This is a genomic window from Sphingobium sp. TKS, assembly GCF_001563265.1.
Classification (GTDB): Bacteria; Pseudomonadota; Alphaproteobacteria; order Sphingomonadales; family Sphingomonadaceae; genus Sphingobium.
This window is the reverse complement of sequence record NZ_CP005084.1, coordinates 931,090-946,423: the sequence shown is the minus strand read 5'-3', so window position 1 is coordinate 946,423 and position 15,334 is coordinate 931,090. Positions and strand designations below refer to the sequence as shown.

Below are 15,334 nucleotides of genomic sequence, written 5' to 3'. Positions count from 1 at the left end.
TGGGCTCCTGCCTGCGCAGGAGCACGTATTGCTTAACGGCTACACGATCTAGTCGGGAATCCGCCCTAATCCGCCCGGAAATGCACCTGATTGGCCTTGATCACCGCCTGCGTCCGGCTGAGCACCCCCAGCTTCTGGAGGATGGCCGACACATGCGCCTTGATGGTGGTCATCGACACGCCCAGATCATGCGCAATCTGCTTGTTGAGCCGCCCGCGCACCAGATGCGCCAGCACCGTCTTCTGCTGCGGCGTCAGGCTGTCGATCCGGCGGCTGATCTCATCCTCCTCCGCCGTTGGCGCGACGCTCTCGCCCATGGCTTCGGGCAGGTAGATTTCCCCCGACACCACGCGATGCAGCGCATCCACGATGGCGCTGCGCTTCAACGACTTGGGAATGAAGCCCGCCGCGCCCGCGGCCAGCGCCTCCTGTACGATAGCGCGGTCGAAGGCGCCTGAAACCATCACCACGGGAAGGATCGGGAAACGATCCCGCAGCAGTTTCAGGCCATCAAGGCGGCGGACATCGGGAATGTTGAGGTCGAGGAGGATCAGGTCGAAATTGTCCTGCTTTTCCAGCGTGGCGACGGCTTCGTCGAGCGTCGCCGCCTCGAAAATCTCGATATTGTCGAAGCTGATCGCGATGACGCTGCGCAGCCCGTCGCGCACAAGGGGGTGATCGTCGACGATCAGCACGCGTTCCATGATCGGCTCATCGCTCATTATGTGGCCCACCCCTCGGCCCGGATAATCGGACAAGTCATGGGATGAGGCAAGCCGCATCGCGCCGGGCGGAAGTGCCGCAACATTCTGCACATGATTGCCGCGTCCCATGACGATCATCTTACTATCCTTTACTTAGGCAGCTTGAACACCCAGAGCGAACCGCCCTGATTGATGTCCTTGAAGCTCTTGGCGACCTCGCCGCCCCACAGCGGCACCGCGCCGCCCCAGCCGGACATGACGGCGACATATTGCTCGCCATCCTGTTCCCAGGTCACGGGGCTGCCCACCACGCCCGAGCCGGTCTGGAACTTCCACAATTCCTGCCCGGTCTTGGCGTCGAAGGCCTTCAGATAGCCCTCTGGCGTGCCGGTGAAGACGAGGTTGCCCGCCGTCGACAGCACCCCGCCCCAGAGCGGCGCCTTGTTCTTATATTCCCAGACGATCTTGCCGGTCTTGGGGTCCATGGCGCGCAGCGCGCCGATATGATCCTGCGCAATCGGCTTGATGGTGAAGCCCGCGCCCAGATAGGCCGCGCCCTTCTTGTAGGCGATCGGTTCGTTCCAGATGTCCATGCCCCAGTCGTTGCTGGGCACGTAGAACAGGCCGGTGTCCTGGCTGTAGGCCATGGGCATCCAGTTCTTGCCGCCCAGGAAGCTGGGGGACGCGAAGACCGGCTTTCCCTTTTCCGTGGTCGGCGCGCCGGGGCGGCCAGCCTCGATCGTGTTGGGCTTGCCGCCCTTGTCGTAACCATTGGCCCAGGTCGTCTGCATGACGAACTTGTTGGCGCTGATGAACTTGCCGTTGGTGCGGTCGAGCACGAAGAAATAGCCGTTGCGGTCGGCCTTTGCGCCGAGTTTCATCGGCTTGCCGTTGATCGTCGCGTCGAAGGGAATGAACTCGTTCACGCCATCGAAGTCCCAGCCGTCATGCGGCGTGGTCTGATAATGCCATTTGATGACGCCGGTGTCGGGATCGATGGCGAGGGTCGAACTGGTGTAGAGATTGTTGCCGGGGCGCAAATGGCTGTTCCAGGGCGCGGGGTTGCCGGTGCCGAAGAAAAGCAGGTTGGTTTCCGGGTCGTATGTGCCGCCCAGCCAGGTCGCGCCGCCGCCGGTCTTCCACAGGTCGCCGGTCCAGCTTGCGTTGGTCTTGCCGGTGATGCCGTTATCCTTGCCGCCGAGCGTGCCCATATGACCCTCGATCGTCGGGCGGCGCCAGACCAGTTCGCCGGTGTTGACGTCGCGGGCTTCCACCGCGCCGACAATGCCGAACTCGCCGCCGGAGTTGCCGTAGATCACCTTGCCCTTCACCACCATCGGCGCGGCGGTGGCGGAATAGCCGGCCTGATAGTCAGCGGTCTGCTTGTTCCAGATGACCTTGCCGGTGTGGCGGTTCAATGCCACCATATGCGCGTCGAGCGTGGCGAAGATGATCTTGTCGCCATAGATCGCCGCGCCGCGGTTCACCACGTCGCAGCAGGGCATGATCGCTTCGGGCAGGCGGGCGTCATATTGCCATTTTTCCTCGCCGGTGCGCGCGTCGAAGGCGAAGACGCGCGAATAGCTGCCGGTGACGTAGATGGTGCCGTCATAGACGATGGGCTGGGCTTCCTGCCCGCGCTGTTTTTCGCCGCCCAGCGAGGAAGCGAAGGCGGGGACGAGTTTCGACACGTTGGAGGCGTTGATGGCCTTCAAGGGGCTGAAGCGCTGCGCCTGCGGACCCATGCCATAGGTCAGGACATCGCCGGGCGTTGCCGCGTCGTTCATCAGGTCCGCATCGGTCGGCCCCTCGGCCAGAAGCGGCGCGGCGGCGATCGCCAGCGTCAATATTGCGGCGCCGGACAGGCCACGCATCATATGTCCTCTCATTCCATCCTCCCTCTGTTGTGGAGCGTTGGACACGCCCCCGACATCATCAGATTATTGCACCCATTGTGCGCAGCAATTGGACCTTGGGTCGGTCTTTTTTGTTGGCTCCCTCCCCTTCAGGGGAGGGTTGGCCGATTTATCCGGGGTGGCGTTTGGGGCACACCCCCACCCCTCGGTCCCCTCCTGAAGGGGAGGGGAAGATCAGGTTTCATCCCGCCGCCAGCGCGGGCGTCCACTCGACCCCATAAGGCGCGAACAGCGCCTTCATCTCGCCGCTCGCGGCCATGGTGGAGACGATCTCCTCCACCGCGTCGCCCAAAGTGCGGCTATTTTCCTTGACCGCCATGCCGATGTCCCAGCCGGGTGAGGTGAAGGCAGGCAGCGGGCCTTTGCGCACCGTCAAGCCCGCAGCCCCCCGGTGCAGTCCTTCCTCGATCTGCGCCCGGCTGGCGAGCACCGCATCGGCCTTGCCCGCCGCCACTGCCGCCACCGCGTCGGAGCCGCTGGGATAGTGCGCCACATCCTTCGCCAATATCCCGCCGAAGGAGCCGATCAGGTAGAAATCGGGAATGGAATCCAGCTCCGCGGCGAGGCGATGGCCGCGCCATCCGGTCGGCGGCGCTTCCAGGTCGATGACATTTTGCGTACCCGCAAAACGAAAGCTTTCGCGATAATAAGGCGCGACGATCGCCACTTGATCGTTGCGCGCGGCGAAGGTCCGGTCGAAGGGAATGTGCAGCATCAGATCGCCGGGCGCGAAGCCGAGCAATCCGCCTTTCCACACGCCATGGCGCAGATCGTCGTCCACGCTTTCGTCGGCCACGAGCTCGGCCACATCGGCGCGCACGCCCAGCTTCGCGGCGAGGGCGTGGGCCAGATCGACGTCGAGGCCGACGAGCTTGCCGCCTTCCTCCCATGACCATGGGCGGCTGTCCTTATAGACCACCACCCGCAGCACGCCGAGTTCCTTGACCTTGCCCAGCGGCGCAGCATGGGTCATCCCCGGCAGCAGCCCGAGCGCCACCGCCGCGCCCGCTCCGCCCAAAAGGCTTCGCCGGCTGATCATGCCGTCAGCCCTGGAACTTGGTTTCGAGCCAGGCGCGGATCGCCCAGCCGGCCTTCTGGCCCAGAACATCCCCGAACGGTGGCATATAGACTTTCCCATCGTGGCTGGAGCCGTGGCGGAAACGCTCCACAAACCACTGATCGCCGGACTCGCCTTGCTCAAGATAGCGCAGATCGGGGGCGATGCCGCCGCTTTCCGCGTCCAGCCCATGGCAGCGGGCGCAATTCTGGCCATAGGCCGACTGGCCGATCTCGATCGCCTTGGCATTGCCGCTATAGGGGTTTTTGCCCAGCCATTCCTCGCCGATTTCCGGCAGGGCGGAGGTGTCGACGGCCTGCGGCGTCACATTGCCATGCGCCATCAGGCCGGTTGCCGTGGTCGCGCCTAAGATAGCCATGGCGCCCAGCAGCGAAATGCGTCCCAGATTCATCTTCGAAATCCTCACCCGTAATTCCCCTGATTGGCTGCGAGTGTAGGCCGACGGGCTTTGCTCCCCTATTGGCCGTTGGTACAATCCCGCAGCCGCCGCCCGCCCGATAGAGCCCTGGGAGGAGAGCAGGATGGAGAGGAACATGAAGCGCATCCTATGGGCGGGGCTGATGCTGGTCCCGATGAGCGCGCAGGCTGAGACGCTTTATGTCTCCAATGAGCGCGGCAACAGCGTCTCGGTGATCGATGCGGCCAGCGCGAAGCTGGTGGCGACCTGGCCGGTGGGCGGGCGGCCGCGCGGGATCACCGTGTCGAAGGACGGCAAATATATCTATCTCTGCGCGTCGACTGATCATGCGGTGCAGGTGATCGAGCGGGCGACGGGCAAGGTGGTGGCGGAACTGCCGTCCGGCGAAGATCCCGAGCAATTCTTCCTCTCGCGTGACGGCAAGACCCTGTTCGTCGCCAATGAGGATAATGCCGCGCTGACCGCGATCGATCTGGCGAGCCGGAGCGTCGCCTTCCAGGTCGATGTCGGCGGCGAGCCGGAGGGCGTGGCGCAAAGCCCGGACAGCCAATGGGTGGCCGTGACGTCGGAGGAAGACAATGTCGTCAACTGGATCGACGTGGCGAAAAGGGAGATGGTCGACGCGACGCCCGTCGACCTGCGCCCCCGCCATGTCGAATTCACCGCGGACGGTAAACAGCTTTGGGTCGCGGCGGAGGTGGGCGGCACGGTGCAGATCATCGACACCGCCTCGCGCAAGGTGGCGGAGACGTTGCACTTCGCCATTCCGGGTGTGGCGGAGCATCGCATCCTGCCCTGCGGCATCCGCTTCACGCCCGACGGCAAGACGGCGGTGATCGCGTTGGGACGGGCGGATCATGTCGCGCTGGTCGACGTGGCATCGCGCAAGGTGCGGGCCTTTGTGCCGGTGGGCAAGCGGGTGTGGCACGTCGCGGTGAGTGGCGATGGCGGACATGCCTATGCGGCCAATGGCCTTTCGGACAATGTGAGCGTGATCGACCTGGCCAATGCCACGGTGACGGGAACGATCCCGGTCGGCGCCGCGCCTTGGGGGATCGTGGTAGTTCCTTGATATTCCCCTCCCGCAAGCGGGAGGGGTTAGGGGAGGGCGTGAGCGCAGCGAGCTTCTGAGCCATCCGTGAGGCCGGAACGCCGCTGGCGCGGCGGCCCACCCCCGACCCCTCCCGTAAACGGGAGGGGAGAACAAGCGCCTCGCTTCCTTCCAACTCCCTCCTCCCAAGGGAGGAAGCCCTAAGTCCAATTTCCAGTATGAGGCTGTCCGCCCCACTCTTCCCTTCGCCGGGGGCTTTGACCGGCACATAAGAGGGAGGATGTTATGAAAAGGACGCTGCTCCTCGCGAGCGCGGCCATGGGGCTGCTTTGCGCGACTGCTACGCCAGCCATGGCGGGAACGACGGCCGATCTGCTGAAGCGGCTGCATGAAAAGGGTATTCTCTCCGACGATGAATATCAGGAACTGCTGAAAAATGAGAGCGCAGAGGCGGCGGCAGCCCCTTCGGCGCCTCCGGTAACGCCCGATGCGTCAGGCGGCGGGCGGACCGTTCGCATGACCGATAGTGGCGTGGGCTTCGAAATGGGCGGCGTGACGCTGAAATTTTCCGGCTCGGTCAACGGCTTCTACGTCCATGACAACGGCGAGGCGCCCAGCGCCACCAACAGCGTCGTGGGCGGCGTGGCGACCGTGGGCAGCAACAGTTCGGCCATCCGCAACGGCTTGCTCCCCGGCTTCCTGAAGGTGGAGGTCACGACCAACCAGGGCGGCTGGGACGTGGGCGCGCATTTCGGCATGTATCCGGGCATCAACTCCGTCAGCTATTCGGGCGGCGGCGCGAACAGCCCCGGCAATCCGCGCGGGCTTCAGACGGCGGGCATCGATTTCCGCCAGACCTATCTGACCTTTGGCCGCCCCGGCTTTGGCGAAGTGAAGATCGGCCGCGACATCGGCCTGTTCGCTTCGGAGCAGATATTGAACGACATCACCCTACTGTCGTCGGGCACGCCGGCGGGCAATGTCGCGCCGTCGAACACGACGCTGGGACGGATCGGCGTCGGTTATATCTATACCGACTTCCAGCCTCAGATCACCTATACCACGCCCAATCTTAGCGGCTTCACCGCCAGCATCGGCATTTTTGAGCCGCTCTCCTCGCTGACGGGGCCGGATGAGTCCAATAAGGAGCCGGGCTTCCAGGGCAAGCTGGTCTATGACGGCAAGTTCGGTGGCGTGGGGACGCGCCTCTGGGCCGCGGGCATCCGGCAGAAGCATAATGTGATCGCTGGCCCCGATTATACCGGCTGGGGCTGGGATGCGGGCGCGAAGGTGACGGTGGGGCCGCTGACGCTGGTCGGCACCTATTATGATGCCTCGGGCCTTGGCACGACGGCGCTCAACCTGTTCGATACCGATGGCCTGGGCAATAAGCGCGACAGCCATGGCTTCTATCTTCAAGGGCTGGCGAGCTTCGGGAAATTCTCTGTGGGCGGCAGCTATGGTGAGAGCAATCTCGACTATGCCAATGCCGCCGACGCGCTCGCCAATCCGACGCTTGTGGACAAGAATTCGAGCTGGGTCGGGCAGGTCCGCTATGGCCTGACGAGCTGGGTCACGCTGCTCAGCGAATATGTCCACACCAAGTCGGAAGCGCATAATGGCAACCGGGCGAGTTCCGACGCGATCGCGGCGGGGGCGATCCTGTTCTTCTGATCCGACCTTAGGAACAATGTCACGGGGCGGGGCCGCATCCTACCAAGGGTGCGGCCCTTTTCATGGGCAGATAAAAAGGATTGGGGATGAGGAAAGGCCTGTGGCTGGCGGGCACGGCATGGGCGCTTCTGGCTGGACGGGCAGAGGCCGACACCGCCGATGCCGATGCGGAGCGGCAGGCGATCATCGTCACCGCGCCGGGCGGCGCGGTCGATGCCGATGATGCGCTTCGCCTGACCGGCGCCGACATCAACCGCGCCGGAACGCCCGATCTGCTGGGCGCGATCACCCGCTCCATCGCGGGCGTCACCTTGCAGGACGCGCAGGGCAATCCCTGGCAGCCCAATCTCGTCTATCGGGGTTTCACCGCCTCGCCGCTTCAGGGGCAGGCGCAGGGGCTGGCGGTCTATCTTGACGGTGCGCGCTTCAACCAGCCCTTTGGCGATACGGTCGCCTTCGACCTGCTGCCCGAGGCCGCCATCGGCAGCTTCACACTGTTCGACAGCAGCGCCGTCTATGGTCTCAACGCGCTGGGCGGAGCGATGGTGGTCGACACCAAGACGGGGCTCAGCGATCCGGGGCTGGAGGCAAGCCTGACCGGCGGCCGCTTCGGCGCGCGGGAGGCAAGCGTGGCGGGCGGTTTCGGCAAGGGCGACTTTAGCGCGTTCGGCGCGTTCCAGTACCGTCATGAGGATGGCTGGCGCGACCATTCGCCGTCGACGCTGTATAATGGCTATGCCGATCTGGGCTTCGATACCGCGACGGGCGGGCTGCATCTGAAATGGGTCGGCGCGGATACCGACCTGACCGGCAATGGCGTCGCGCCGGTGGAGCTGCTGGCGGCGGACCGAAGCGCGGTCTTCACCTGGCCGGACAATGCCAAGGCGCGCTATGGCCGGGTCAGCCTGCATCCCTGGGTAGCGTTGAGCGAGCGGACGCGGATCGAGGGCACGCTTTATGCCCAGCGGTTGAAGCTGCGCACGGTGAACGGCGATGCCGCCGATATCGAGGGGTGCGGGGATGGACTGCTCTGCCTGGAAACCGTCGATGGCGGGGAAGAGGCGCTGCTGAAGGACGCGGGCGGCCAAGCGATTGCCGATGTGCTGGGCGGCGAAGGCTATGGCGTGCTCAATCGAGGGCGGCTCGACAGCCGGGCGATGGGTGCCCTGGCGCAGATCATCGACGAACGGCCTGTGCTGGGGGGTAGCAATCATCTCGCCATCGGCATGAGCTATGACACGAGCCGCAGCCGTTTCGGCGCCTCGACCCTATTGGGCGCGCTGACCGAAGATCGCAGCGTTGAGGAGCTGGGGCCGGTCATTGTGCAGCGGGATGGCGCCATCGGCCCGGTCGGGCTGGTGGCTCGTGCCAGCTATTGGGGGGTGTTCGCGCAGGACCGGCTCCCCTTGACGGAACGGCTCTCGGCGGAGATCGGGCTGCGCTATAATCACGCCGCGATCGTCATGCTTGATCGGATCGGTACGGCGCTCAACGGCGACCATCGGTTCGAGCGGCTCAATCCCGGCATGGAATTCGACTATACGCTGTCGGAAGGCCTGAGCCTTCGGGCGGGCTATGCGGAGAGCAATCGCGCGCCGACGCCTGCTGAACTGTCCTGCGCGGATGAGAATGCGCCGTGCAGCCTCGCCAATTTCTTCGTCGCCGATCCGCCGCTGAGACAGGTCGTCGCCAAAAGCTGGGAGGCGGGCGCGAGCGGGCAGGGGCGGCTGGGTGGATTTCAGCTCGAATGGCTGCTGTCGGCCTATCGCGCGCGCAACCGCGACGACATTCAATATGTCGCGTCGGACATTCGTGGGCGGGCCTGGTTCCGCAACATCGGCGCGACCCGGCGGCAGGGCGTGGAGTTCAATCTGAAGGCGAAGCGGGGCGGCTTTTCCGGCGGCTTCAGCTATGCCTTCACCGATGCGACCTACCGGCATGAGCTGGCGCTTTCCAGCCCCGCCAATCCGGCGGCGGATGAAGCGGGGGTGATCTTCGTGCGGCCCGGCGACCGGCTGCCCGGCATCCCGCGTCATAGCGCAACGCTGTCGCTGGATTATGCGGGGCGGGGCTGGTCCGTCGGCGGCGATGTGATTGCGCGGTCGGAGCAATATCTGGTTGGCGACGAGGGGAATGATCAGCCGCGGCTGAGGGGCTATGCGGTGGTCAATCTGCGCGCCGGGATCGACCTTGTGTCGGGAGTGACGCTGTTCGGGGAACTGCGCAATGCGTTCAACCGGCGCTATGCGACCTTCGGGACGTTCAGCGACGTGGGGGAGGTGGCGATGGAAGAGGCGCCGAATGCGTCCGATCCACGCGCCTATGGACCGGGTGCGCCGCGCCGTTGGTATGCGGGGGTGAAGGCGGAGTTTTGAGGGGAATGGTTTTTGGCCAATTGCGGACGTATCCTTCTCCCTCGGAGGGAGAAGGATACGGAGCCTTACCGAGCGGAGCGAGGTTAGGCGCAGTTGGATGAGGGGGAGCGGGCCAAAGGCCCGCGCGATCCTGTGGATCGCTTCCCCCTCTCCCAGCTCCGACTAGGCAGCAAGCTGCCAAGTCTGCGCAACCCTCTCCCCGGTGGGGCGAGGGATTTCCGAATGTCCGCAAACCACCCATGCCTGCCTTCATCCAGCCGATCAGCCCTAGGACCAAAGGCCCATTGCGGCGATCCGCCGCGCTGCGTCATCTTGCGCCAAAGCCAATTTTCCTGGGAGAGAGCCTTGACCGACATTCGCATCACCCTGGGCGGCATCGCCGCCGCTACGCTTCTGACGCTGGCGCCGCTGTCGGCGCAGGCCAAGGATATCGTCGTCCATATGAAGAACCAGGGCGCGGACGGCGCCATGGTGTTCGAACCGTCCTTCGTGAAGGCGGCGGTGGGCGACACCATCCGGTTCCAGCCGACCAACCCCAGCCATAATGCCGAAACCATGCCCAACATGCTGCCCGTTGGCGCCACGCCGATGAAGGGCATGATGAACAAGGAAGCGGTGCTGACCGTGACCAAGCCGGGCCTCTACGGCATCAAGTGCATGCCGCATTATTCGATGGGCATGGTGGCGCTGGTGCAGGTGGGCAAGGTGGCCCCGGCCGATCTTGCCGCCGCCAAGGCGGTCAAGCTGCCGCCTTTCGCCGCCAAGCGGATGACCGCCGCGCTCGCCAAAGTGAAGTGAACGGGCCGATGCTGAACATCCCTACGCAAAGAAGCGATGACCTCTACCCCGTGCCGCCCCACTGGGCGGCAGAGGCGAAGGTCGATGCGGCGGGCTATGCCGCCGGCTATCGCCGCTCGATCGAGGATGCCGACGCCTATTGGCTGGAGCAGGCGAAGCGGCTGAACTGGCTGCGCGAGCCGACCCGCGCCGATGAAAGCAGCTTTGCGCAAAGCGATTTCGGCATCAAATGGTTCAGCGACGGCATGCTGAACGTGTCCGCCAATTGCCTCGACCGGCATCTGGCCGAGCGCGGGGACCAGACGGCGATCATCTGGGAGCCGGACGACCCGAGCGAACCGGCGCGGCGCTTTACCTATCGGCAGGTGCATGAGGAAGTCTGCCGCTTCGCCAATGTGTTGAAGGGCGCGGGCGTGGGACGCGGCGATAGGGTGACGCTCTATCTGCCGATGATAGCGGAGGCGGCCTTCGCGATGCTCGCCTGCGCGCGGATCGGCGCGATCCATTCGGTGGTGTTCGGCGGTTTTTCGCCTGAAGCGCTGGCGGGCCGGATCACCGATTGCGACAGCAGGATCGTCATCACCGCCGATGAAGGCCGGCGCGGCGGTAAGACGGTGCCGCTCAAGCACAATGTCGATGCGGCGGCGGCGCTGGCGCCGATGCTGGAACGCGTGATCGTCGTCCGGGCGACCGGCGGCGACGTGGCGATGGAGCCGGGCCGCGACGCTTATTATGACGAACTGGTCCCAAGCGTTTCCGCCGACTGCCCGGCGGAGGCGATGTCCGCGGAAGACCCGCTGTTCCTGCTCTACACATCCGGATCGACGGGCAAGCCCAAGGGCGTGCTGCATTCGACCGGCGGTTATCTGCTCTGGGCGGCGATGACCTTCGATCTCGCCTTCGACCATCGGCCCGGCGAGGTGTTCTGGTCCTCCGCCGATGTGGGCTGGGTCACGGGGCACAGCTATATCGTCTATGGGCCGCTCGCCAATGGGGGCACGACCCTGATGTTCGAGGGCGTGCCCAACTGGCCCACGCCGTCCCGCATCTGGGAAGTGGTCGACCGGCATCAGGTGACGACGCTCTATACGGCGCCGACCGCGCTGCGTTCGCTGATGAAGGAGGGGGACGCGTTCGTGACCCGCACCAGCCGCGCTTCGCTGCGGCTGATGGGCACGGTGGGCGAGCCGATCAATCCCGAAGCCTGGCGCTGGTATCATGAGGTGGTGGGCGAAGGGCGCTGTCCGATCGTCGATACCTGGTGGCAGACGGAGACGGGCGGGCACATGATCACCCCGCTGCCGGGCGCGACCGACCTCAAGCCGGGGGCCGCGACCAAGCCCTTCTTCGGCGTTGCGCCTTTGCTGGTGGACGGCAACGGCGTGGCCGTGGAGGGCGCGGGCGAGGGCAATCTCTGCATTGCGCGGAGCTGGCCGGGTCAGGCGCGGACGGTGTGGGGCGATCATGAACGGTTCTTCCAGACCTATTTCACCACCTATCCGGGGCTGTATTTCACAGGCGACGGCTGTCGGCGCGATGCGGATGGGGATTATTGGATCACCGGGCGCGTTGATGACGTGATCAACGTGTCGGGCCATCGCATGGGCACGGCGGAGGTCGAAAGCGCGCTGGTGCTGCATGAGGCGGTGGCCGAGGCGGCGGTGGTCGGCTTCCCGCACGACATCAAGGGGCAGGGCATCTACGCTTATGTCACGCTCAACAGCGGCGAGGTTGCCGATGAGGCGCTGCGCAAGTCGTTGGTGACATGGGTGCGGCAGGAAATCGGGCCGATCGCCACGCCCGACGTCATCCAGTTCGCGCCGGGACTGCCCAAGACCCGTTCCGGCAAGATCATGCGCCGTATCCTGCGCAAGATCGCGGAGGGCGAGATGTCCGCTCAGGCGTTGGGGGACATATCGACGCTGGCCGACCCGGCAATCGTGGAGGAATTGATCCGGAGCCGGGCGGGATAAGTCGACCTTCTTTCCCACCCGGCGTTGCTTGCCGAAATCGCAGGGTTAAGGAAAAATTGACGGCCATTGGCCAAGCCCTGCTCCTAAACCATTGATCATAATCGCTTTGTGATCGGCCGCGTCCAATGATAGGAAGAGGCGCGGTTCCGAGGCAAAAGGTTGTCGATGGATAGGAAATTGGCAAGCGAACGGGGTGCCGAACAAAAGGCGTTGGCGGCGCGGTGGGGCATCGCCACCGAGGCCATGGAGGCTTTGGCCGGGGCGCGGTCCATGGAGGCGGTGACCTATGTGTTGCGGGCCTTCGCGCGCCGTGCCGTCGGGGCGGACGGCATTGCGGTGGTCCTCCGCGATGAGGACCAGTGCCATTATATCGCGGAAGATTCGATGGAGCCGCTCTGGGCGGGGCAGCGCTTTCCCGCCTCAAGCTGCGTGTCTGGGTGGGCCATGGAGCATCATCAGACAGTGGTGATCCCGGACGTTTTCGATGATGATCGCGTGCCGGTCGAGGCCTATCGCACCACTTTCGTGCGGTCCATGGTGATGGTGCCGATCGGCCGCATCGAACCCATCGCCGCGCTCGGCGCCTATTGGTCCGAATTCGCCCAGCCCACCGACAATGAGATCGCGCTGCTGGAAGGCCTGGCCCGCGCCGCATCCACCGCGCTGGAAAATGGGCGCCTCTTTGCGTCGCTCGAAGCGCTGAACGACCAGCTCGAACATCGCGTCCGGGAACGCACCAGCGAACTGGAACGGTCGCAGGACAGTCTGCGCCAAGTCCAGAAGCTGGACATGCTCGGCCAGTTGACCGGCCATGTCGCCCATGATTTCAACAATCTGCTGATGCCGATCGTCGCGGGGCTGGACCTGATCCTGTCGGGGAAGAGGACGCCGGAGTCCATCGAGCGGCATGCCACCATCGCCATGCAGGCGGCGGAAAGCGCCCAGACTTTGGTCCAGCGGCTCTTGACCTTCGCCCGTCGTCAGCCGCTTGCCGCCAAGGCGGTCGAGCTGCCAGCTCTGCTCGGCGGCATGCAGGATTTGCTTGCCAGCACGCTAGGGCCACGGATCGCGCTGTCGATCGATCTGCAGGCGATGCTGCCGCCGGTTCGCGCGGACGCCCATCAGCTTGAAGTCGCGCTGCTCAATCTGGCCGTCAACAGCCGGGACGCCATGCCCGATGGCGGCATGCTCAGCATTAAGGGGGAAGCCAGGCGCAACCGGCTGCCCGCCGCGCTTGCGCCCGGCCAATATGTCTGCCTCACCGTCACGGACAACGGCGCCGGCATGCCTCCGGCGGTCAAGGCGGCGGCGATGGAGCCCTTTTTCACGACCAAGCCGTCCGGGCATGGCACGGGGCTCGGCCTGTCCATGGTCCATGGCCTTGCCGGTCAATTGGGGGGCATGGTGGAAATCGACAGCGCCGTCGGCAAGGGCACCAGCATCCGGCTCTGGCTTCCCATCGAGCGCGCGCCCAGCCCGAAGGTCGATCTCCCGGTCGTGGAAGAGGGATCCAAAGAGCGTTCGGGGAAGGTTCTGCTGGTGGACGATAATGACCTTGTCCGGAACAGCACGCGCGAAATGCTGATCGACATGGGCTATGAGGTGATCGACACCGACCGCGCCGAACGCGCCCTTGGCATGATCGAGTCCGGCGATCGGCCCGACATCCTCATCACCGACCATATCATGCCGGGGATGACGGGGGTGGAGCTGGCGCTGCGCCTGCGTGTCGATCACCCGCACATCGCCTTGCTCATCATATCAGGCTATGAGGGGGTCGACCTGATCGCGCCGGACATCACCCGCCTGTCAAAGCCGTTCCGGCACCAGCATTTGCAGGCCTGTATAGCCGCGGCCCGCGCGCAGGCGATCTGACCGGGGGCATTTTCAAGTCGGAGGATCAGGCCGGAATAACCCGTCATGCCGAACGAGGCCGGCATGACGGGTTATCCCTTATTTTTCAAGCGGGTTGAACAGCGTCGACCGTATAATGCGCGCTGGTCTTGGCGGCGACTTCCTCCGCCGTCACGCCCGGAGCGAGTTCGACGAGGCGGAACGGGCTGTCATGGTCGGGCCGCTGGAAGACGCAAAGGTCGGTGACGATCATGTCGACCACATTCCTGCCGGTCAGCGGCAGGGTGCAGGCCGGGATGAACTTGGGGCTGCCGTCCTTGGACGTGTGCTCCATCACCACGATGATCTTCTTGACGCCCGCGACCAGGTCCATGGCGCCGCCCATGCCCTTGATCATCTTGCCGGGGATCATCCAGTTGGCGATGTCGCCATTTTCCGACACCTCCATCGCGCCCAGCACGGTCAGGTCGATATGCCCGCCCCGGATCATGGCAAAACTGTCGGCGCTGGAGAAATAGACCGACTGTGGCAGTTCGCTGATCGTCTGCTTGCCCGCGTTGATGAGGTCGGCATCCTCCTCGCCCTCATAGGGGAAGGGACCGATGCCCAGCATCCCATTCTCCGACTGGAGCGTCACTTCCACGCCCGCCGGGATATGGTTCGCCACCAGCGTCGGAATGCCTATCCCCAAGTTCACATAGAAACCGTCCTGCAGTTCCTTCGCCGCGCGGGCGGCCATTTCATCTCTCGTCCAGGGCATCAGACAGCCTCCCTCTGGCGAACGGTACGGAATTCGATCTTCTTGTCATAGGGCGCGCCGACGATCATGCGCTTCACATAAATGCCCGGCAGATGGATGGCATCGGGATCGAGGCTGCCCGTCGGCACCACTTCCTCGACCTCAGCCACGCAGATCTTCGCCGCCGTCGCCATGGGCTGGTTGAAGTTGCGCGCCGTCTTGCGGAAGATCAGATTGCCGCTCTCATCGGCCTTCCAGCCCTTGATGATCGCCACATCCGCGAAGATGCCGCGCTCAAGGATATAGTCCTGCCCGTCGAAGCTCTTGACCTCCTTGCCCTCGGCCACGGCGGTTCCCACGCCCGTCTTGGTGTAGAAGCCCGGAATGCCCGCGCCGCCGGCCCGGCAACGCTCGGCCAGCGTTCCCTGGGGGCAGAATTCCACCTCCAGCTCGCCTGCCAGATATTGCCGCTCGAACTCCTTATTTTCACCGACATAGGAGGAGATCATCTTCTTGACCTGCCGCGTACGCAGCAGCTTGCCTAGCCCTTCGCCGTCGATCCCGGCATTGTTGGAGGCGATGGTCAGATCCTTGACGCCCGAATCCCGGATCGCGTCGATCAGCCGCTCAGGGATGCCGCACAGGCCGAAACCCCCCGCGCATAGCTGCATCCCGTCGAAGAGCAGACCCTCCAACGCGCTCGCAGCATCCGAATAAAGCTTTTTGACCATAAGCATGCATCTCCTTCGAATGG

At 64.6% G+C, this 15,334-nt stretch carries 12 protein-coding genes; 6 read left to right on the top strand and 6 right to left on the bottom strand.

Going from position 1 to position 15,334, the window contains the following annotated elements:
* Positions 1–65: 65 nt before the first annotated feature.
* The 4 genes from K426_RS25095 to pedF all read right to left on the bottom strand — a co-directional run bounded on the left by K426_RS25095 (position 66) and on the right by pedF (position 4,089).
* On the bottom strand, positions 66–842 hold the full coding sequence (locus K426_RS25095; RefSeq protein ID WP_066563608.1) for a response regulator: 777 nt from the start codon (positions 840–842) through the stop codon (positions 66–68).
* A gap of 11 nt (positions 843–853) precedes the next feature.
* Positions 854–2,593 (bottom strand): methanol/ethanol family PQQ-dependent dehydrogenase, encoded by a 1,740-nt coding sequence (locus tag K426_RS25090; RefSeq protein ID WP_066563602.1) that lies wholly within the window; start codon positions 2,591–2,593, stop codon positions 854–856.
* 208 nt (positions 2,594–2,801) lie between these two features.
* Positions 2,802–3,659: a substrate-binding periplasmic protein gene (locus K426_RS25085; RefSeq protein ID WP_066563600.1), complete on the bottom strand. Its 858-nt coding sequence runs from the start codon at positions 3,657–3,659 to the stop codon at positions 2,802–2,804.
* Between the two features lie 4 nt (positions 3,660–3,663).
* On the bottom strand, positions 3,664–4,089 hold the full coding sequence (gene pedF / locus K426_RS25080) for a cytochrome c-550 PedF (RefSeq protein ID WP_066563597.1): 426 nt from the start codon (positions 4,087–4,089) through the stop codon (positions 3,664–3,666).
* Positions 4,090–4,231: 142 nt separating this feature from the next.
* On the opposite strand from pedF, the gene K426_RS25075 reads away from it, so the two are divergent.
* The 6 genes from K426_RS25075 to K426_RS25050 all read left to right on the top strand — a co-directional run bounded on the left by K426_RS25075 (position 4,232) and on the right by K426_RS25050 (position 13,862).
* A complete protein-coding gene (locus K426_RS25075) occupies positions 4,232–5,188 on the top strand; it encodes a PQQ-dependent catabolism-associated beta-propeller protein (RefSeq protein ID WP_066563595.1) in 957 nt (318 codons plus the stop codon).
* A 264-nt stretch (positions 5,189–5,452) separates the two neighbouring features.
* The gene (locus K426_RS25070; protein WP_066563593.1) at positions 5,453–6,841 is read left to right on the top strand and encodes a hypothetical protein; all 1,389 of its coding nucleotides are present in this window, start codon (positions 5,453–5,455) and stop codon (positions 6,839–6,841) included.
* Positions 6,842–6,927: 86 nt separating this feature from the next.
* Complete coding sequence (locus K426_RS25065; RefSeq protein ID WP_066563591.1) at positions 6,928–9,216, top strand: TonB-dependent receptor; 2,289 nt, start codon at positions 6,928–6,930, stop codon at positions 9,214–9,216.
* Between the two features lie 345 nt (positions 9,217–9,561).
* Positions 9,562–10,014: a pseudoazurin gene (locus tag K426_RS25060; protein WP_066563589.1), complete on the top strand. Its 453-nt coding sequence runs from the start codon at positions 9,562–9,564 to the stop codon at positions 10,012–10,014.
* A gap of 8 nt (positions 10,015–10,022) precedes the next feature.
* On the top strand, positions 10,023–11,987 hold the full coding sequence (gene acs / locus K426_RS25055; RefSeq protein WP_066563584.1) for an acetate--CoA ligase: 1,965 nt from the start codon (positions 10,023–10,025) through the stop codon (positions 11,985–11,987).
* A 165-nt stretch (positions 11,988–12,152) separates the two neighbouring features.
* Positions 12,153–13,862, top strand: coding sequence for an ATP-binding protein (locus K426_RS25050; protein ID WP_066563582.1), 1,710 nt, complete (start codon positions 12,153–12,155; stop codon positions 13,860–13,862).
* An 85-nt stretch (positions 13,863–13,947) separates the two neighbouring features.
* Here the strand turns inward: K426_RS25050 and K426_RS25045 are convergent, their stop codons facing one another.
* Entirely contained in the window at positions 13,948–14,601 is a 654-nt protein-coding gene (locus K426_RS25045) for a CoA transferase subunit B (protein WP_066563579.1), read from the bottom strand.
* Positions 14,601–15,311 (bottom strand): CoA transferase subunit A, encoded by a 711-nt coding sequence (locus tag K426_RS25040; protein WP_066563577.1) that lies wholly within the window; start codon positions 15,309–15,311, stop codon positions 14,601–14,603. Before K426_RS25040 ends, K426_RS25045 begins: the two co-directional genes overlap by 1 nt.
* Positions 15,312–15,334: the final 23 nt, after the last annotated feature.

Coding starts and splice junctions, on each gene's coding strand:
- K426_RS25095 (WP_066563608.1), bottom strand. CDS start 842: ATGATCGTCATGGGACGCGGCAATCATGTGCAGAATGTTGCGGCACTT.
- K426_RS25090 (WP_066563602.1), bottom strand. CDS start 2,593: ATGAGAGGACATATGATGCGTGGCCTGTCCGGCGCCGCAATATTGACG.
- K426_RS25085 (WP_066563600.1), bottom strand. CDS start 3,659: ATGATCAGCCGGCGAAGCCTTTTGGGCGGAGCGGGCGCGGCGGTGGCG.
- pedF (WP_066563597.1), bottom strand. CDS start 4,089: ATGAATCTGGGACGCATTTCGCTGCTGGGCGCCATGGCTATCTTAGGC.
- K426_RS25075 (WP_066563595.1), top strand. CDS start 4,232: ATGAAGCGCATCCTATGGGCGGGGCTGATGCTGGTCCCGATGAGCGCG.
- K426_RS25070 (WP_066563593.1), top strand. CDS start 5,453: ATGAAAAGGACGCTGCTCCTCGCGAGCGCGGCCATGGGGCTGCTTTGC.
- K426_RS25065 (WP_066563591.1), top strand. CDS start 6,928: ATGAGGAAAGGCCTGTGGCTGGCGGGCACGGCATGGGCGCTTCTGGCT.
- acs (WP_066563584.1), top strand. CDS start 10,023: ATGCTGAACATCCCTACGCAAAGAAGCGATGACCTCTACCCCGTGCCG.
- K426_RS25050 (WP_066563582.1), top strand. CDS start 12,153: ATGGATAGGAAATTGGCAAGCGAACGGGGTGCCGAACAAAAGGCGTTG.
- K426_RS25045 (WP_066563579.1), bottom strand. CDS start 14,601: ATGCCCTGGACGAGAGATGAAATGGCCGCCCGCGCGGCGAAGGAACTG.
- K426_RS25040 (WP_066563577.1), bottom strand. CDS start 15,311: ATGGTCAAAAAGCTTTATTCGGATGCTGCGAGCGCGTTGGAGGGTCTG.